The following is an 18,661-nucleotide window of genomic DNA, read 5'->3' as shown; positions in this document are numbered from 1 at the left end:
TACCTCATTGGGATGTAAGCAAGGGCGGGCGGCGCAGTAAGCCGTGCACCGGACCGAAGACCACGGACAGCAGGTAGCCAGCGCCGGCTACCAGCACAATCGCCGGCCCACTGGGCAGCGAGTAGTAGAACGACAGCAACAAGCCCAGCCACACCGACAGGCATCCCAGCACTGCCGATACAGCAATCAACACCGGCAGGCGCCGGCTCCAGAACCGTGAGGCGATGGCCGGCAGCATCATCAAGCCCACCACCATCAGCGCGCCGATGGCTTGGAAACCGATCACCAGGTTCAGCACCACCAGGGTCAGAAACAGCCCGTGGGCCAGCGGCCCCAGGCGGCTGACGGTTTGCAGGAACAGTGGGTCGAGGGTGTCCAGCAGCAGCGGTTTGTAGATCAGCAGCAGGGCGATCAGGCTGAACCCCGAGACCCAGAGCATGCCGGTGAGGGTGGTTTCGTCCACGGCCAGGGCCGAGCCGAACAGCAGGTGCAACAGGTCCAGGCGTTTGCCGGCGATGCCGAGGATCAGCACGCCGGCGGCGAGGGAGATGGGGTAGATGGCGGCCAGGCTGGCGTCTTCGCGCAGGCCTGTGCGACGGGTAATCCACGCCGACAAACCCGCCATGCCCAGGCCGGCGCCGAGGCCGCCGATCGTCAGCGCCGGCAGGCTGAGCCCGGCGAACCAGAAGCCCAGGGCGGCACCGGGCAGGATGCCGTGGGCCACGGCGTCACCGATCAGGCTCATACGCCGCAGGATCAGGAATACGCCCAGCGGCGCAGTGCTGCACGCGAGTACCAGGCCGCCGATCAGGGCGCGGCGCATAAAGACGAAGTCGAGGAAAGGCATCCACAGGTGGGCGGCGAAGTGCATCAGGCCACCTGCATCTGGGGCTGCGGGCGGATCAGGTCTTTGCTGGGGCCGAACACGCAGCCCGTGCTTTTGATGTGCAGCACTTGCCGGGTGTGTTGACGCACTGACGCCAAGTCGTGGCAAACGATAACCAGCGTGCGGCCTTCGGCGTGCCAGGCGTGGATATGTTTCCAGCACAGCGCCTGGCCATCTTCGTCGAGGGCGGCGTGGGGTTCGTCGAGCAGCAACACCGGGGAGTCGGCCAGGCTCATGCGGGCGAGCAGGGCGCGCTGCAATTGACCGCCGGACAAGGCTATCAATGGGCGGTGCTCCAGACCACCGAGGCACCATTCGTCCAGCACCGCTTGCAAGCGTTGGCTGCGCTGGTGCGGGCTAAGTCGAGTGCCCCAGAAACCGGCGGCGACCAGTTCTTGCAGGCTGATGGGGAATTGGCGGTCGAGGTGTTGCTGCTGGGGCAGAAACGCCAGGCCGCCGCGCCGTGGTACATCCACGGCAACTTTGCCGGCCAGCGGCCTTTGCAGGCCGGCGATGACCTTGAGCAAGCTGCTTTTGCCGCAGCCATTGGGGCCGATCACACCGGTGAGGCTGCCTTTTTCCAGGGAGAGATCCACGGCGGGGGTCAGGGGTTGCCCGGGGGTACCCCAGCGCAATTCGGTGCAGGTGATCATGCAGAGTGTCTCGTCCAGCGGCTTTCAGCCACGGCATCGTGCGCGTGCAGGCTTTCGGCGTGGATCACTTTGAGGTGGAAGGCTTTGACGGCATCCAAGCGTTTCAAGGCGAGGTTCAGGCGGCGGGCGGCGTCTTCGCAGAACATCAGGTTCTGCCCGTTGGCCAGCGCGAAGGCTTGTTCGTCCGCACGTTTCACCGCCGTTTGCACGGCGGTACCGAGGGCGGCTTCGGCGTTGTCGATCAGCTCGGCCAGCGGCAGTTGGTCACCTTGCAGCTGGATGTGTAATTGCGCGCTGCTGCGCTGGCTGTGTGGGGTGGCAACCACGCCGTTGGCACTGCCGAGCCAGGCCAGCACGTCTTCATGCTGCAACGGCGTGTTGCCGAAGTCTTCGAGAAATTGCTGCTGAATCAATTGCCTGGCGAGGGCGGCTGAGCAGGGGCACGTTGAGGAATAAGTAACGTCAATTTTTAGTTCCACGTGGAACATCTGGCTTTTCAGATGCGCTTCGATGCTGATCGGGTAGCGTTTCCAACCGGACAACGGGCTGACCAGCGCCGGGCGTTTGAGCAGTAAATCGGTGTGAATACACAGATAGGCGTTCTTAGATAAATCTTCATGACTGTCGAGAAAGCGCTGCAGTACATTGCGAAGAAGTGCGGGCGTGAGGGGCTGCTGCTCCAGCATCTCCAAGGCCAGGTACAGGCGTGACATATGAATGCCACGGGCCGTGCCGTCGTCCAGGCTGACGCCTGCATCGGCGGTGGCGGTCAGGCGCTGTTCGTTAAGCAGGATGGGAAGAGCGATGCCGCACATGCCCACCCAGTCGAGAGGCAAGGCTTGGCGTGAAGCCTGCGCGGCGATATCCGGCAGAGTCAGCGCATTCATAAGCAGGTCCATCGTTGGAAATATTTCGACATGTTATAGTATAACAGTAAGATCGACGATGAATTTTCTGCTCCAGCCTTTGTTCAGTCATGTCGAGCAGGGACGCTCCTTCATTTGCGGTATCAGTCATGCACAGACGTCAGCTCCTCAACCTGCTCCTGGTCAGCCCGCTGTTCACCTTGTCGTTCGGGGCGAGTGCCACGCAGATTCGCAACGCCCGCCTGTGGCGCTCGGAAGACAAGCTGCGGCTGGTGTTCGACCTCAGCGGCCCGGTGCAATACAAGACCTTCTCCCTGACCGCGCCAGACCGCTTGATCATCGACCTGAGCGGCGCGGGCCTCAGCGGTGATTTTTCTCAACTGGTGTTGAAGAACAGCGGGATCACCTCGATTCGCTCCGGGCACTTCGGCAAGGCCGATACGCGGATCGTGTTGGACCTGGTTGCACCGATGCAGCTCAACAGCTTTCTATTGCCACCTCAGGAAGGCCAGGGGCATCGCCTGGTGCTCGACCTCACGAGCGCCACCCACGCACCTCGGCAAATCGCCGCCGAGCCCACGCCCTTGGTGGCGCCGATCGATAAGGCACACCCCAAGCGCGACATCATCGTGGTGGTCGACCCCGGTCATGGCGGCAAGGACCCAGGCGCCATCGGTTCCAAAGGCCAGCGTGAAAAAGACGTGGTGCTGTCGATCGCCCAGTTGCTGGCCAGGCGCCTCAAGCGCGAGAAAGGGTTTGACGTGAAGCTGGTGCGCAACGACGACTTCTTCGTGCCGCTGCGCAAGCGCGTGGACATCGCTCGTCAGCACAAAGCCGATATGTTTATCTCGGTGCACGCCGATGCCGCGCCACGCCTCACGGCCTCGGGGGCCTCGGTGTATGCATTGTCTGAAGGTGGCGCGACGTCCGCCACGGCGCGCTTCATGGCCCAGCGCGAAAACGGTGCCGATTTACTGGGCGCCACCACCTTGCTCAACCTCAAGGACAAGGATCCGATGCTGGCCGGGGTGATTCTCGACATGTCAATGAACGCCACCATCGCTTCCAGCCTGCAACTGGGCAGCTCGGTGTTGGGTAGCCTGCAAAACATCACCAGCCTGCATCAGAAGCGCGTGGAGCAGGCCGGATTCGCGGTGCTCAAGTCACCGGATGTGCCGTCGATCCTGGTGGAAACCGGTTTTATCTCCAATGCCCAGGATGCCCAGCGGCTGGTCACCGCACGTCACCAACAGGCCGTGGCGGATGGCTTGTTCGAAGGCCTGAAAAAATACTTCCAGAAGAACCCGCCGATGAACAGCTATATGGCCTGGGTTCAGGAAAGGAAGAACGGCCAGGCTTAACAGCCGGTGATGCGGCTGCAGGTGAACTTGGCGCTGGCGCCGCCGGAACTGGAAAACCGGTTGATCGTGGTCCAGCCCACCCGCCGTGTATAGCCGACCCATGCCTCCCCGTCCGATGCCAACCCGGTAAAGAACGTCAGTTGCCCATAGCGGCTGTTGGTCTGCGCCCAGTAGCGTTTGCCGATCACCTCGAAACCTCTCAAATACGTGGTGCTGCCGACGGTCGCCACGCTGTAGGCATTGCCTTGAGGGTCCACGCAGGCCAACAGGTTGGCGCTGCGCGTGCAGTTGGCCAGCAGACTCGGCGCTTGGGCGCAGGCAGGCCCGGCTGTTGCCAGTAACAGGGCGCACAACAGGCGTTTCATAGGGTTTCTCGGGGCTGGGAAGCGTTCAAGCATTGCGCCCTTCGTCGTAAGGAGCAAGGAGGGATTGGCTTATTTGTGTTGTTATACTATAACATTAATACACCGCCTGACCCGTGAACCGCTGCCCATGACCGAACAAGATCTCCTGGCCCAACCGCCTGCTGACTACATGAACGACGCCCAGCAAGGCTTCTTTCGCGCGTTACTGCTAACCCAGCGCGCTGAGCTGCAAGCGCGTATCGAGGGCGAGTTCCTGGTGCTGCGCGAGCAGGAACCCAACAGCGACCCAGCCGATGTGGGCAGCGCCGAAGAACAGCGCCAATGGCAGCTGCGTCTGCTGGAGCGGGAAAAGAAGCTGTTGGACAAGATCGACGACGCCTTGGAGCTGCTGGCCCGCGGCGAATACGGCTGGTGCCGTGAAACCGGCGAGCCTATTGGCTTGCAACGCCTGCTGCTGCGCCCCACTGCCACCCTGTGTATCGAAGCCAAAGAACGTGAAGAGCTGCGCGAACGCCATAAACGGGCGATTTGACCGGCCACCCCTGATGAGGACCACCTGATGCCCAATCGTCTCCCCGTTACCGTGTTGTCCGGCTTTCTCGGCGCGGGTAAAAGCACGCTGCTCAACTACGTCCTGCGCAACCGCGAGAACCTGCGCGTGGCGGTGATCGTCAATGACATGAGTGAAATCAACATCGATGGCAGCGAGGTGCAGCGCGACGTCACGCTCAATCGCTCAGAAGAAAAACTGGTGGAGATGAGCAACGGTTGCATCTGCTGCACCTTGCGTGAAGACCTGCTCGAAGAGGTCGGAAAACTCGCCAAGGAAGGTCGCTTCGATTACCTGCTCATCGAGTCCACCGGTATCTCCGAACCCCTGCCGGTGGCCGAGACCTTCACCTTCCGCGATGAAAACGAACAAAGCCTGGCCGATATCGCCCGGCTGGACACCATGGTCACCGTGGTCGACGGCATGAACTTCCTGCTCGATTACCAGGCCGCCGAAAGCCTGGCTTCACGGGGTGAAACCCTCGGAGAAGAGGATGAGCGTTCCATCACCGACCTGTTGATCGAGCAGATCGAATTCGCCGACGTGATCCTGATCAGCAAGATCGACCTGATCAGTCGCCCTGAGCGCGATGAACTGATGGCTATCCTTGAGCGCCTCAACGCCCAGGCGGAAATCATCCCCATGGTCATGGGCGAAGTGCCGCTGGACAAGATCCTCAACACCGGCCGTTTCGACTTCGAGCGCGCCGCACAAGCGCCAGGCTGGTTGCAGGAAATGCGCGGTGAACATGTACCGGAAACCGAAGAGTACGGCATTGCCTCTACCGCTTATCGCGCGCGCCGGCCATTCCATCCGCAGCGCTTCTTCGACTTTATCGACCGCCCTTGGGTGAACGGTAAATTGCTGCGCTCCAAGGGCTTTTTCTGGCTGGCCAGCAAGCACCAGGATGCGGGCAGTTGGTCCCAGGCCGGTGGCCTGATGCGCCACGGATTTGCCGGGCGCTGGTGGCGCTTCGTGCCGAAAAGCCAGTGGCCCCAGGATGAGGAAAGCGTCGCGGCGATCATGAGCAATTGGCAACTGAGCACCGGCGACTGCCGCCAGGAGCTGGTGTTTATCGGGCAGAACATCGACTTTGAGCGCATGCGCGCAGAGTTGGACGCCTGCTTGCTCACCGATGAAGAAATGGCCCAGGGCATTGAGGCTTGGCGCCTGCTGGCCGACCCCTTTGGCCCTTGGTATGAGCAGGTAGCCTGATGCTGGCCCCGGTCATTTCCCTGCGCCCGGTGATCCGCCAGACCCGCGGTGAAACCCCGCTGGCACTCTCCGAAATCCTCGAAGACGGCGTAAATCTGGCGCTGTGGCAGCGCCAACTGCCGCTGCACATCGCTGAGTTCGGTGCCTTGCTGGTGGCGCTTAACGAGCCGTTGGCCGATTCCATGGTCATCGAACTCAACAATGAAGACGCCGAGCCTAACTTGCAGGGTCTGGCGTCCAACTGTCGTGATCTTGAAGGCTACGAAGGGTTTATCGCCGATGTGTCGTGGCTGGTCAGCGCCTTTTCCTGCCTGCTGGGCGCCAAGCGTATCGGCGTACGCCTGCGGCTGTTGGATAAAGCCATGTGCCCGCGTTTTCATGTCGATCACGTGCCGGTGCGGCTGATCACCACCTATGCCGGCATCGGCAGCCAGTGGTTGCGTGAAGGGGTCATGGACCGGCGCAAGCTCAGCCAGCCGGATGCCGAACCCAAGGCGCATATCGAGCAGATCCAGTGCGGTGAAGTGGCGCTGCTCAAGGGCAGCAAATGGCACGGCAACGAAAACCACGGCCTGATCCATCGCTCGCCCGCCCTGAAAGCGGATGAACGCCGCTTGATCCTGACGCTGGATTGGCTGGCATAACCGCGTAGGATCAAACCCTCTACACGGTCTGAACGAAGCCACTGATGCTGCAGAACATTCCCACCCACGTGATTGCCGGGCCGTTGGGCGCCGGCAAGACCAGCCTGATCAAGCACCTGCTCGCCCAACGCCCGGCCAACGAGCGCTGGGCGGTGTTGATCAACGAGTTTGGCCAGATCGGCCTGGATGCAGCGCTGTTGGCTCAGGATGATGACGGCATTGCCCTGGGCGAAGTGGCCGGTGGCTGCCTGTGCTGCGTGAATGGTGCTCCTTTCCAGGTAGGCCTGGGCCGACTGTTACGTAAGGCCAGGCCGGATCGGCTGTTTATCGAGCCTTCAGGCCTGGGCCATCCCGCGCAATTGCTTAAACAGTTGCGCGAAGCGCCGTGGCAAAACGTGCTGGCCGTGCAGCCCTGCGTGCTGGTGCTGGATGCGCAGGCGCTGGCGGCGGGCAAACCCATACCGCAGGCGCAGCAACAGGCTCTGGCCAGTGCCGGCTTGCTGGTATTGAACAAGGATGAGGCGCTCGACGCCACGCAACGCCAGCGGGTCGAGCAGCAATTGCCCGAGTGCCCGCTTTATTGGACCCGTCACGCGCAGTTACCTCTGGCGCTGCTACCCGGCGTGGCTAATAAAGCGGGTGCTGCTGTGGATAACTTCGACGTGCCCAAAGGCTTGGCGCAGATGCCGGCTATCTGGACCGACCCCACGCAACCGATTTGCTTGAGCCAGGCCCAGGAGGGCGGCTGGAGCATTGGCTGGCGTTGGCACCCCAGCCAGTCATTCGATCCAGAGCGCCTGGCGCAGTGGCTCAAGCACCTGAAGTGGCGCCGCGCCAAGCTGGTTATCCACGGCCGTGTTGGATGGCTCAGCGCCAACGCTGTGGATAACAGCCCGCTCGCCTGGCAGCCCAGCGAATGGCGTCGCGATTCGCGTATTGAGTTGATCTTCAGCGCACCACAGGATGTGGCCACCTTGCAGACCGCACTGACGGCGTGTCGTTACTGACGGGTCTTGGTCGCGTGATCCTGGCGCCATTGGCTCAGCTCGATCACTTCGGCGCTGGGCAGCGGCGCCTTTGCCTCGAAGGGGTAGGGCGCCAGTTCGATCTGCGCGCTGTGGGCGCCGAATTGGGTGATGGTGCCACTGTGACGCGTCTCGCCGGTGACGGTGAACTCGAAATTGTAGACGCGCGCCAGGCGCCGGCGGCCATTGGCGTCCTTCACAAAACCGATGCGCTTCAAGGCCACCGCGCCGTCGAGCAACTCGATATCAAGCTTGGCGCAATGTTGCTTGACCCGTGCCAACGCCCGCTCGCGCAGGCCGTGGTTGTGCCATACCCAGGCGGCGCACGTCGCCAGCAGCATTAACACGAAGATGTTTCCCAGGGTCAGCATGCGAAAAACTCCAACAAAGTGAGAGCAGCTTAACTGTGTCGCCGGTCTGTCGTACAGGCTGCGTTTAGTCGCATACTGCTCGGCCAGAATTTCAATGGTTTACGGAAAGCCCCTGCATGAAACGCACACCTCATCTGCTTGCGATCCAGTCTCACGTGGTCTTTGGTCACGCCGGAAACAGCGCCGCCGTGTTCCCCATGCAGCGGATCGGGGTGAACGTCTGGCCGCTGAACACGGTGCAGTTCTCCAACCACACCCAGTATGGCCAGTGGGCGGGCGAAGTGTTGGCGCCGCAGCAAATTCCGGCACTGGTGGAAGGCATTGCGGCCATTGGTGAATTGGGCAATTGCGACGCCATCCTGTCCGGCTACCTGGGCAGCGCGGACCAGGGGCGAGCGATCCTCACCGGCGTGGCACGTATCAAGGCCATTAACCCCAAGGCCCTGTACCTGTGCGACCCCGTGATGGGCCACCCGGAAAAGGGCTGTATCGTGCCCCAGGAAGTCAGCGATTTCCTGCTCGACGAGGCGGCGGCCATGGCCGACTTCCTCTGCCCCAACCAGCTGGAACTGGACAGTTTTGCCGGGCGTAAACCGCAGTCGCTGTTCGATTGCCTGGCCATGGCCAAGGCGTTGCTGGCGCGCGGGCCGAAGGCCGTACTGGTCAAGCACCTGGATTACCCTGGCAAGCTGCCGGATGGCTTCGAGATGCTGTTGGTCACCGCCGATGGCAGCTGGCACCTGCGCCGGCCGCTGCTGGCCTTCCCGCGCCAGCCGGTGGGCGTGGGTGACCTGACTTCGGGGCTGTTCCTGGCGCGGGTGTTGTTGGGCGATAGTCTGCTGGCGGCGTTTGAGTTCACCGCAGCGGCCGTGCACGAAGTGCTGTTGGAAACCCAGGCCTGCGCCAGTTACGAGCTGGAACTGGTGCGGGCTCAGGACCGCATCGCCCATCCGCGTGTGCGATTCGAAGCGACGCCGATCGGTCTATAAGCACGCGCAACGCAATGTGGGGTCTGGGTTTTACAGCGCGTCAGCCTTGATTTCCTGGTAGCGCTTTTCCAGCTCCTGGCGAATCTGCCGGCGTTGTTGAGCCTGCACGAATCGACGCTTGTCTTCGCTGTTATGCGGTTGCAGCGGGGGCACGGCGGCCGGTTTGCGCTGGTCGTCGACCGCTACCATGGTGAAGAAGCAGCTGTTGGTATGGCGCACCGAGCGCTCGCGGATGTTCTCGGTCACCACCTTGATGCCCACTTCCATCGATGTATTGCCGGTGTAGTTGACCGATGCCAGGAACGTCACCAGTTCGCCGACGTGGATTGGCTCGCGAAAAATCACCTGATCCACCGACAACGTCACTACATAGCGACCGGCATAACGGCTGGCGCAGGCGTAGGCCACTTCGTCGAGGTACTTGAGCAGGGTGCCGCCGTGGACATTGCCTGAGAAGTTGGCCATATCAGGGGTCATCAAGACCGTCATCGACAGCTGGGCGTTTCCGGGTTCCATAGCACACTCACGGGTTGTAGGCATTGGTTGGGGAGCACCTCTGCGGGTGCTGAACTCTTTGCGGCGCCATCCCTTACGGGACGCCGGCGGGTGGCTTGCCGTCACGCTTTCAGCGATCTGTTTCCATATATTGCACCGGCTTCGCGGTGGAAGTCGCGGTGTTAACCTTCAAAAGCCCATCCCAGGGCATTTCTTACGATTAAGGCAGACTTTTCCTTCCGCTCTTTGCGCCTTGTCATGTGCGCGGACGGAAGTGGGAAAAGCGCCAATACCCTCAAGGAGCCCCTCGCCATGCACGCCATCAGTTTTATCCAGGACTTGGCGGTGATCATGCTGGTGGCGGGGGTAGTCACTGTCCTGTTTCACCGCCTCAAGCAGCCGGTGGTGCTGGGGTATATCGTCGCCGGCTTTATCATCGGCCCGCACACCCCGCCGTTCGGCCTGATCCACGATGAAGACACGATCAAGACCCTGGCCGAGCTGGGCGTGATCTTCCTGATGTTTTGCCTGGGCCTGGAGTTCAGCCTGCGCAAGCTGTTCAAAGTGGGCGCCACGGCGTTTATCGCAGCCTTCCTGGAAATCATTCTGATGATCTGGATCGGCTACGAGATCGGCCGCTGGTTCGACTGGAATACCATGGATTCGCTGTTCCTCGGCGCGATCCTGGCAATTTCCTCGACCACTATCATCGTCAAGGCGCTCAATGACCTGAAGATGAAAAACCAGCGGTTTGCCCAACTGATTTTTGGCGTGCTGATCGTCGAGGATATTCTCGGTATCGGCATCATCGCCTTGCTATCGAGCATCGCCGTCAGCGGCACAGTGAGCTCCGGTGAGGTCTTCTCCACGGTCGGCAAGCTGTCGCTATTCATGATCGTGGCACTGGTCATCGGTATTTTGCTGGTGCCACGTTTATTGGCCTATGTGGCCAAATTCGACAGCAACGAGATGCTGTTGATCACCGTGTTGGGCTTGTGTTTCGGCTTCTGCCTGCTTGTGGTCAAGCTGGAATACAGCATGGTGCTGGGCGCCTTCCTGATCGGTGCGATCATGGCCGAGTCCCGTCAGTTGATTAAGATCGAGCGCCTGATCGAACCGGTTCGCGACATGTTCAGCGCAATCTTCTTCGTGGCGATTGGCTTGATGATCGACCCGCAGATCCTGCTGCAATACGCCTGGCCGATCGCGGTGATCACCATGGCCGTGGTCCTTGGCAAGATGTTGTCCTGTGGCCTGGGCGCATTTATCGCTGGCAATGATGGGCGTACCTCACTGCGGGTGGGCATGGGGCTGTCACAGATTGGCGAGTTTTCCTTCATTATCGCCGCGTTGGGCATGACCTTGCAGGTGACCAGCGATTTCCTCTATCCGGTCGCGGTCGCGGTGTCGGCGATTACCACGTTGCTCACACCGTACCTGATTCGCGGTGCCGACCCGTTGTCGTTGAAGATTGCCGCCGTGATGCCCAAGCGCATGAGCCGGGTATTCGGCATGTACGGCGAATGGCTGCGCAGCATTCAGCCTCAGGGCGAGGGCGCGATGCTGGCCTCGATGATCCGCAAGATCATCCTGCAAGTGGGGGTGAACCTGGCATTGGTGATAGCGATCTTCTTCGCCGGCAGCTTTTTTGCCGTGCGCATAGGTGGCTATCTGGAAGGTTGGATCAGCGATCCGAGCTGGCAGAAGGCTTTAATCTGGGGTGGGGCGTTGCTGTTGTCGCTGCCGTTTCTGATTGCGGCATACCGCAAGCTCAAGGCGCTATCAATGCTGCTGGCCGAGATGAGCGTGAAGCCGGAAATGGCCGGACGGCATACCCAGCGTGTGCGACGAGTGATCGCCGAGCTGATCCCGATTTTGTCGCTGCTGGTGATCTTTGTGCTACTGGCAGCCTTGTCCGCCAGTATCCTGCCGACCAATAAGTTGCTGGTGTTGATAGCCGTGGTGGCGGCGGCGGTAGCGGCCGTGCTCTGGCGCTGGTTCATCCGCGTGCATACGCGGATGCAGGTCGCCTTGCTGGAGACGCTGGATAACCACAAGGATACGCCGGAGCACTAGAGGGCTGGGGAGGGGCTCAGCTTTCCAGCCAGACGTCCCGCGCCCAGTGCCACACCGACTCCCAGGACTCTTCAGTGACGATTTCTTCCTCGGTGCACCACAGCACCACGGTGCCGTCTTCCTCAACGCAGTAGTAGTCGTCGCCGTCCTGGCAGATCGGGATCAACTCCCGCGGTACGCCCAAGTCCCAAGCTGTGGAGGCCACGTCCGGCAGGTAAGTGTGTGAACCCGGGTCTGTCACGGTCACCGGCTCAAGGCTGCCGTACACCACATCGCTGACATTCAGCAGAAACTCCTTGAAGACGAATGGAATATTGATGAACAGTTCTTCCTCCGTCTCCACCAGTTGATCTTCATCAGGCAGTTCCAGAGGAACCGGGACCGATTCGTTGGCTTCACGCAGTTGTTCGATAATTTCTTCCACGGCCGGGATCCTCTTGCTAGATGGCGCGGTTAATAGGGGCGTTTTATACAGTAGCTCGCTATAAGTGCAACCGTGAAATAGAAAACCCCGGAACATGTCCGGGGTTTTGTTACAGCTTGCGCAAGCGTGCGGGATCAGCCGTTCTGGCGGATACCGGCGACCAGCCAAGGCTGGTTGTCGCCTTGGGCGCGTTCCATGTTCCAGCTTTCGCTGAACACTTCGCCCTGGTCGAAACGCGAGGTTTTCGACACGCCACTGAAGGTCAGGGTGGCGATGGTCTTGTCGGCGCGATCATCCACACCGTCCAGCTGGACGCGCAGGTCGTCGATGTAGGTCGACTGGAAGCCGTCGCCCAGGTCGGCACGTTCGCGCTTGAGGAACTCCAGCAGTTGTGGGGTCACGAACTCGGAGATCTTGTCCATTTCGTTGGCGTCCCAGTGCTGCTGCAGGGACTGGAAGTGGCTGCGGGCCGCTTCGACGAAACGCTCTTCGTTGAACCAGGCCGGTGCGTTGATCACCGGGCGGGCTGCGGCGGGGGCTGCCGAACCACCGAAGATCGAACCCATGGCAGGTTTCTGCTCGAACGCTTCACGCTGCATCGGCGCGCCGGCTGGAGCCATTTGCTCCTGCTGCTTGCGACGACGGGCGGCGATAAAGCGGAAGACCAGGAAGGCGATGACCGCCATGATCAGGATGTCGAAGATCTGCATGCCCTGGAAGCCGCCGCCCATGAACATGGAAGCGAGCAGGCCACCGGCCGCGATACCGGCCAGAGGGCCCAACCAGCGCGAAGCACCGCCGGCCTTGGCGGCAGCGCCAGCGGCACCGGCTGCGCCCGCGGTAGCCGCAGCACCGCCCGCACCGGTGGATGGTGCCATTTGGCTGGTCTGGTGAGTCGGTGCCGCGCCCGAGCTTTTGCCGCCACCGAAGCGTTTGGCGTTGGCGTCGAGGCTCATCGTCAGGCCGATGCACAACGCCATGGCGATGCTAAGAAAACGTTTCATAAAGGGAATTCCCATTTGTGGATTGCACGCGCGCCATGTTGCACAGGAGTAGTGACAGTGGCTAGCGGCATAATGTTTCGGGCTTTTGCGTAAGACCGATTCCGAAGGGTCTGTAGGCCTAATTACACATATTGGCCCGCACGCGTCAAAAACAAGGGTGGACGCGAAACCTTCATGCGCAATCACCCCCCGTAGGAGCGAGCTTGCTCGCGAAAAAACCTCGGACAACGCGCTCATCCAGGATGCCGGCGTTATCGTTGGCTCGCTTCGCGAGCAAGCTCGCTCCTACAGAGGGGAGCGGGTCAGACCGCTTCGAGCTTGGCGTAGCCCATCATCAGCCACTTGCTGCCTTCGGCGAAGTTCACCTGCACGCGTGCCTGGGCGCCGGCGCCTTCGAAGTTGAGGATCACGCCTTCGCCGAAGATCGCATGCTTGACCTGTTGGCCCAGGCTGAATGGCGTTTCAGGAATCTCGGAGCCCGCAAACATGCTGCTGGAGTTCTGCTGCTGGCCGCCGCCGAACGGGCGGCTGACGCTGTTGGACAGGCGCACTTCCTGGATCAGGCCTTTCGGCACTTCACGTACGAAGCGCGACACTTTGTTGTAGGTCTCGCTGCCGTACAGGCGTCGGGTCTCGGCGTAGGTCATCACCAGGTTCTGCATCGCCCGGGTGATGCCCACGTAAGCCAGGCGGCGTTCTTCCTCAAGGCGGCCAGGCTCTTCCAGGCTCATTTTGTGGGGGAACAGGCCTTCTTCCATGCCCACCAGGAACACATAGGGGAACTCCAGGCCCTTGGCGCTGTGCAAGGTCATCAGCTGGATGCTGTCTTCATGCTCATCGGCCTGGGTATCACCGGCTTCCAGCGACGCATGGCCAAGGAACGCGGCGAGCGGTGTCAGCTCTTCGTCTTCCTCGGTGTTTTCGAACGCGCGGGCGGCGCTGACCAGTTCCTCAAGGTTTTCCACCCGGGCCTGGCCTTTCTCGCCTTTTTCCGCTTCGTGATAGGCAATCAGCCCGGACTGCTCGATGACCGTCTGGGTCATTAAGTGCAGGGGTATTTCCATGCACTTGGCGGCGAGATTCTCGATCAACTCGACAAATGCACCCAAGGCGCCTGCAGCACGGCCGGTCAGGCCTTTATTGGCGATAAGCAGGCGCATGGCCTCCCACATCGACACATCCATATGGCGCGCATGCTCGCGAATCGCTTCAACGGTCTTTTCGCCAATGCCACGCGCCGGGATATTGATTACCCGTTCGAGCGCCGCATCGTTGCCACGGCCTTCCAGCAAACGCAGGTAGGCCATGGCGTTCTTGATTTCTGCGCGTTCGAAGAAGCGCTGACCGCCATAGATGCGGTACGGGATGCGCTCGCGCAACAGAGCCTCTTCCAGCACCCGCGATTGGGCGTTGGAGCGGTACAGAATCGCGATATCGCTGCGCGCAAGGCCGGTTTTCAACGCGCTTTCGATGGTTTCCACCACGTAGCGCGCTTCGTCGTGTTCGTTGAAGGCCGCGTACAGGTTGATCGCTTCGCCTTCGCCGCCGTCAGTCCACAGCTCTTTGCCCAGGCGTCCGGTGTTGTTGGCGATCAAGGCGTTGGCGGCCTTGAGGATGCCAGCGGTGGAGCGATAGTTCTGCTCCAGGCGGATGGTCACCGCGTCCGGGAAGTCTTCGGAGTACTGGTAGATGTTCTCGATTTTCGCGCCGCGCCAGCCGTAGATCGACTGGTCGTCATCGCCCACCACCATCAGGCTGTCGCCGCCCTTGGCCAGCAGGCGCAACCAGGCGTACTGCACGGCGTTGGTGTCCTGGAACTCGTCCACCAGGATATGCCGGAAGCGTTTTTGGTAGTGGGCCAGCAAGCCGGGATTGTCGCGCCACAGATCGAGGGCTCGCAGCAACAGCTCGGAGAAGTCGATGACGCCGGCGCGCACGCAGGCCGCTTCGTACGCTTCATAGATGCTGCGCATGGTGGCCAGGAACAGATCGCCGCTGGCCTGGATATGTTGCGGGCGCAAGCCTTCGTCTTTCTGGCCGTTGATAAACCACTGGGCCTGGCGTGCCGGCCAGCGTTGTTCATCAAGGCCCAGCTCGCGGATCACACGCTTGACCAGGCGTTGCTGGTCGTCGCTGTCGAGGATCTGGAACGTCTGGCTCAACCCCGCTTCCTGCCAATGTGCCCGCAACAGGCGATGCGCCAGGCCGTGGAAGGTGCCCACCCACATGCCGGCCGGGCTGATGCCCATCAACTGCTCGATACGGTGACGCATCTCGGCAGCGGCCTTGTTGGTGAAGGTCACCGACAGGATGGAATGCGGGGATGCGTTCTCGACCTGGATCAACCAGGCGATACGGTGCACCAGCACTCGGGTTTTACCGGAGCCAGCACCGGCCAGGACCAACTGACGGCCAACGGGGGCCGCTACGGCCTGGCGTTGGGCATCGTTGAGGGAGTTCAGCAAAAGAGAGAGATCATCGCGCATCGGCGCATTCTATGGCCCGCAGGGGAGTGGGGCAAATATCAATGCCGGGTGGTCGGTGGAAAGTCGCCAATGTGGCTTGTGTCGCGCCAACATTCTGCCCGGGGTGATGACCGGTCGGTCAACGGCCGTAGCCCGCGCAGTGTCTCGCTCAAGCTGTCTGGCCCAAAGGTTTGCGATGGATACCCCAACCGTTTTTATGACGTGGAGCAGTTTGGCCCGAGCGCTTGCTTGTGTATGCTCCGTCGACGTTTCGGGCTCACCATTATAAGAACACTACCTATGACCCTTAGCATCGACCTGCTCGGCCCCTCCATGGTACCCGCGCAGGTTATCCGTAAACACTACGCCACTGAGATGGCGGTCGAGCGCACACGGCTGTTGTATCAAGGCTCGTTGCTGCCGACCCTGTTGATGCTGGTAAACGGTCTGGTCTGCGCCTGGCTGCTGTGGAACCCCAAGCAATATGTGTTGGACAGCATCTGGCTGGTGTGGCTGCTGGCCTTGGTGGCCATGCGCGTGATCCAGGTGGCGGCCTTCGACTCGGCCATGCCCAGCCGTCAGGCCCACCCGGTCTGGCGACGTATGTTCATGCTCGGTTCGGCTGTCAGCGGCCTGACCCTGGCCACCGCTGCCATCGCCCTGGCGCCGGTGAACAGCTTCATGCAGCAAGCCTGGGTGTTCGGTCTGATCGGCGCGGCGACGTTGTCGGCCAGTGTGGCCTACGCCGTGAGCCTGCCGGCGTTTCTTTCCTTTGCCGTGCCGTGCCTGGTGCCGTCCATTGTCTATCTGTTGTGGGATGGCAACCCGCAGCAGCAAGGTTGGGGCGTGCTCGGCCTGATCCTGCTGGTGTCGCTGAACCTGGTGGCATGGCAGGTCAACCGCCTGATCCAGCGTGAACTATTGCGGCGCTTCCAGAACCAGGCGCTGATCGAACACCTGCAACAGGCGCAGCAGCGCAGCGAGCAGTTAAACCAGGACCTTATGCGCGAAGTCGAGCAGCGTCGTCAGGTCGAGGAGGAACTGCGCGAAGCGCAAATCGGCCTGCAGGACCGCGTGGCTCAACGCAGCCAGGAGCTGGACGCCGCCAGCCTGGCCCTGAACAAAAGTGAAGCGCGCCTGGCCATGGCCCTGCAAGCCAGTGAACTTGGGTTGTGGGACTGGAACCTGCAAACCGACGAAGTCCACCACACCCAGCTCAAGGAGCTGTTCGGCCTGGAGCCCGAATACGTTACCGCCATGCTCGGCCACCTCAAGCCACGCCTGCACCCTGACGACTTGCCGTTGCTCAAGCGCGCGTTGGTGGAGCATCTCAAGGGGCGTACCGAGGACTACCTGGTGGAATACCGCGTGCGCCATGGCGATGGGCACTGGGTATGGATCGAAGACCGTGGCCGCGCCGTGGAGCATGCGCCGAACGGGCGGGTGATTCGGATGCTCGGCACGCGCCGTGACATCAGCGCCGGCAAGGCCCTGGAAGAACAGCAACGGCTGGCCTCGACGGTGTTCGAGGCCGCCAGCGAGGGCATCGTGATCCTCGACCCGGACTATGCGTTGATCGCCGTCAACCAGGCCTTCAGCCGCGTCACCGGTTTTGACATCGACGACATGCTCGGTCGCAATGTGGTGGAGCTGCCCAGCAGCCGCGATGCCCGGCGCCACTTCCCGGTGATCCGCCAGGCATTGCTCAGCCACGGCACCTGGCAGGGCGAGTTGGTGGAAACGCGCAAGAACGGCGAACTGTACCCGCAGTGGCTGCAGTTGAATGTGGTGCGCGATGTTCGGGGAAATGTCAGCCATATCGTGGGCTTTTTCGCCGATCTGTCGGCGCGCCGCGAATCCGAGGAGCGCATGCGCTACCTCACGCACTACGACGAATTGACGGGCCTGGCCAACCGCTCGCTGTTTCGCGAACGGCTGCGTGAAGCCCACCAGCGCGTACGCCAGGGCGGGCGCAGCCTGGCGCTGCTGCATATCAACCTGGACCGCTTCAAGTTGCTCAACGACAGCCTGGGCCATGAAGTGGCCGATCAATTGCTGCAAAAGATGGCCCGCCGCTTGATCAATGCCTTGCCGGAAGCCGACACCATCGCGCGCCTGTCCGGGGATGAATTCGCCGTGCTGTTCGATGCCTACGGCAACCTGTCGAGCCTGGCGCGAGTGGCCACGCGGCTGTTGGCCAAGCTACGGGTGCCGGTCACCGTGGAAGGGCATGAATTGGTGGTCAGCGCCTCGATGGGCGTCAGCCTGTTGCCGGACAATGCACGGGAAATTTCCGCGCTGGTCAGCCAATCGAACATGGCCATGCAACACGCCAAGCATTTGGGTGGCAATAACTTCCAGTTCTACACCGACAGCCTGCAAGCCAGCACCCTGGAGCGCTTGCAGCTGGAAAACCACCTGCGCAAGGCCATCGACGAGCGCCAGCTCAGCGTGTTCTACCAGCCGAAACTGTGCCTGGTCAGTGGCAAACTCAATGCGGCCGAGGCGTTGATTCGCTGGGAGCATCCGCAGTGGGGCATGGTGCCGCCGGCAGACTTTATCGGCCTGGCTGAAGAGACCGGCCTGATTGTGCCGCTGGGCGAATTCGTGCTGCGCGAGGCGTGCTGGCAAGCCTGTGAGTGGCAGCGCCAGGGGCTAGCGCCGATACGCGTGTCGGTGAACCTCTCTGTGCACCAGTTGCGCCAGGGCAAGCTGGTCAGCCTGGTGCGCCAGGTGCTCGAAGAAACCGGGCTGGCCCCGCAATACCTCGAACTGGAGTTGACCGAAAGCCAGCTGCTCGACAGCGTCGAACACATCATCGCCACCTTCCAGCAACTGCGCGATTTGGGGGTGAAGCTGGCCATCGATGATTTCGGCACCGGCTACTCGTCCCTCAGTTACCTCAAACGCATCCCCGTGGACTACGTGAAGATCGACCAGACCTTTATCCGCGGTCTTGGCCAGGGCCGCGAAGACGCCGCTATCACTCGCGCGATCATTGCCATGGCCCACGGGTTGGCGCTCAAGGTTGTGGCCGAAGGTGTGGAAGATCGGCAGCAGTTGGATTTCCTGCGGGCGGAACATTGCGACGAAGTGCAGGGTTACCTGATCAGTCGGCCGATGGCGGCCGAGGGGTTGGCGGAAGTGTTACGCAAAAATGCGGATTTTCCCTAGCGACGCCAGGCGCGCACTTGTGGCTACAAAGCGCGCGCCCTCTGAATCTGAGGGCAGCAGGGCGATTTAGTGACGCGTCGGACGGGCAAAGGCTAATT

Annotated in this window: 17 protein-coding genes; 8 read left to right on the top strand and 9 right to left on the bottom strand. The window is 61.4% G+C overall.

Annotated elements, in window-relative coordinates; translation table 11 throughout:
• Window positions 1-4: 4 nt before the first annotated feature.
• The 3 genes from AB4O05_RS04535 to folE2 are packed head-to-tail and all read right to left on the bottom strand — an operon-like array spanning window position 5 to window position 2,426.
• On the bottom strand, window positions 5-871 hold the full coding sequence (locus AB4O05_RS04535; protein WP_460132699.1) for a metal ABC transporter permease: 867 nt from the start codon (window positions 869-871) through the stop codon (window positions 5-7).
• Window positions 871-1,539 (bottom strand): metal ABC transporter ATP-binding protein, encoded by a 669-nt coding sequence (locus AB4O05_RS04530; RefSeq protein ID WP_460164839.1) that lies wholly within the window; start codon window positions 1,537-1,539, stop codon window positions 871-873. Before AB4O05_RS04530 ends, AB4O05_RS04535 begins: the two co-directional genes overlap by 1 nt.
• On the bottom strand, window positions 1,536-2,426 hold the full coding sequence (gene folE2 / locus AB4O05_RS04525) for a GTP cyclohydrolase FolE2 (RefSeq protein ID WP_460132701.1): 891 nt from the start codon (window positions 2,424-2,426) through the stop codon (window positions 1,536-1,538). Before folE2 ends, AB4O05_RS04530 begins: the two co-directional genes overlap by 4 nt.
• A 128-nt stretch (window positions 2,427-2,554) precedes the next feature.
• Here folE2 and AB4O05_RS04520 point away from each other — a divergent pair, with 128 nt between their 5' ends.
• A complete protein-coding gene (locus AB4O05_RS04520; RefSeq protein WP_460132703.1) occupies window positions 2,555-3,766 on the top strand; it encodes an N-acetylmuramoyl-L-alanine amidase in 1,212 nt (403 codons plus the stop codon).
• On the opposite strand, the gene AB4O05_RS04515 is transcribed toward AB4O05_RS04520, so the two are convergent.
• Window positions 3,763-4,131, bottom strand: coding sequence for a glutamine synthetase (locus AB4O05_RS04515; protein ID WP_460132704.1), 369 nt, complete (start codon window positions 4,129-4,131; stop codon window positions 3,763-3,765). The two genes, AB4O05_RS04520 and AB4O05_RS04515, sit on opposite strands and share 4 nt — an antisense overlap.
• 127 nt (window positions 4,132-4,258) lie before the next feature.
• On the opposite strand from AB4O05_RS04515, the gene dksA reads away from it, so the two are divergent.
• From dksA to AB4O05_RS04495, 4 genes are read left to right on the top strand one after another with little or no spacing between them, the layout of a single operon-like run.
• The gene (gene dksA / locus AB4O05_RS04510) at window positions 4,259-4,663 is read left to right on the top strand and encodes an RNA polymerase-binding protein DksA (RefSeq protein ID WP_460132706.1); all 405 of its coding nucleotides are present in this window, start codon (window positions 4,259-4,261) and stop codon (window positions 4,661-4,663) included.
• Between the two features lie 27 nt (window positions 4,664-4,690).
• Window positions 4,691-5,896 (top strand): zinc metallochaperone GTPase ZigA, encoded by a 1,206-nt coding sequence (gene zigA, locus AB4O05_RS04505; RefSeq protein WP_460132707.1) that lies wholly within the window; start codon window positions 4,691-4,693, stop codon window positions 5,894-5,896.
• Window positions 5,896-6,540: a DUF1826 domain-containing protein gene (locus AB4O05_RS04500; RefSeq protein WP_460132709.1), complete on the top strand. Its 645-nt coding sequence runs from the start codon at window positions 5,896-5,898 to the stop codon at window positions 6,538-6,540. The genes zigA and AB4O05_RS04500 overlap by 1 nt, the downstream gene beginning before the upstream one ends.
• A 44-nt stretch (window positions 6,541-6,584) precedes the next feature.
• Window positions 6,585-7,547 (top strand): CobW family GTP-binding protein, encoded by a 963-nt coding sequence (locus tag AB4O05_RS04495; protein ID WP_460132711.1) that lies wholly within the window; start codon window positions 6,585-6,587, stop codon window positions 7,545-7,547.
• Here AB4O05_RS04495 and AB4O05_RS04490 read toward each other — a convergent pair.
• Window positions 7,541-7,936 carry a DUF3301 domain-containing protein gene (locus AB4O05_RS04490; RefSeq protein ID WP_460132712.1) on the bottom strand — a complete coding sequence of 132 codons (396 nt, stop codon included), beginning with the start codon at window positions 7,934-7,936 and terminating at the stop codon, window positions 7,541-7,543. The genes AB4O05_RS04495 and AB4O05_RS04490 overlap by 7 nt on opposite strands.
• A gap of 116 nt (window positions 7,937-8,052) precedes the next feature.
• Between AB4O05_RS04490 and pdxY the strand changes: the two genes are divergently transcribed.
• Complete coding sequence (gene pdxY, locus AB4O05_RS04485; protein ID WP_460132714.1) at window positions 8,053-8,925, top strand: pyridoxal kinase PdxY; 873 nt, start codon at window positions 8,053-8,055, stop codon at window positions 8,923-8,925.
• A gap of 30 nt (window positions 8,926-8,955) precedes the next feature.
• On the opposite strand, the gene AB4O05_RS04480 is transcribed toward pdxY, so the two are convergent.
• A complete protein-coding gene (locus AB4O05_RS04480; protein WP_003177014.1) occupies window positions 8,956-9,441 on the bottom strand; it encodes an acyl-CoA thioesterase in 486 nt (161 codons plus the stop codon).
• Window positions 9,442-9,732: 291 nt separating this feature from the next.
• On the opposite strand from AB4O05_RS04480, the gene AB4O05_RS04475 reads away from it, so the two are divergent.
• A complete protein-coding gene (locus AB4O05_RS04475) occupies window positions 9,733-11,496 on the top strand; it encodes a cation:proton antiporter (protein WP_460132716.1) in 1,764 nt (587 codons plus the stop codon).
• A 16-nt stretch (window positions 11,497-11,512) separates the two neighbouring features.
• Here the strand turns inward: AB4O05_RS04475 and AB4O05_RS04470 are convergent, their stop codons facing one another.
• The 3 genes from AB4O05_RS04470 to uvrD form a co-directional block, all read right to left on the bottom strand.
• Window positions 11,513-11,920: an SMI1/KNR4 family protein gene (locus AB4O05_RS04470; RefSeq protein ID WP_460132718.1), complete on the bottom strand. Its 408-nt coding sequence runs from the start codon at window positions 11,918-11,920 to the stop codon at window positions 11,513-11,515.
• Window positions 11,921-12,054: 134 nt separating this feature from the next.
• Entirely contained in the window at window positions 12,055-12,924 is an 870-nt protein-coding gene (locus AB4O05_RS04465) for a Tim44 domain-containing protein (protein WP_460132719.1), read from the bottom strand.
• A gap of 302 nt (window positions 12,925-13,226) precedes the next feature.
• A complete protein-coding gene (gene uvrD / locus AB4O05_RS04460) occupies window positions 13,227-15,410 on the bottom strand; it encodes a DNA helicase II (RefSeq protein WP_460132721.1) in 2,184 nt (727 codons plus the stop codon).
• 279 nt (window positions 15,411-15,689) lie between these two features.
• Between uvrD and AB4O05_RS04455 the strand changes: the two genes are divergently transcribed.
• Window positions 15,690-18,563 (top strand): putative bifunctional diguanylate cyclase/phosphodiesterase, encoded by a 2,874-nt coding sequence (locus AB4O05_RS04455; protein ID WP_460132723.1) that lies wholly within the window; start codon window positions 15,690-15,692, stop codon window positions 18,561-18,563.
• The last annotated feature ends 98 nt before the right edge of the window (window positions 18,564-18,661 follow it).

Source organism: Pseudomonas sp. S1_G07, from assembly GCF_054668565.1.
The sequence above is the reverse complement of the archived record's forward strand: the minus strand, read 5'-3'. Positions and strand labels throughout refer to the sequence as shown.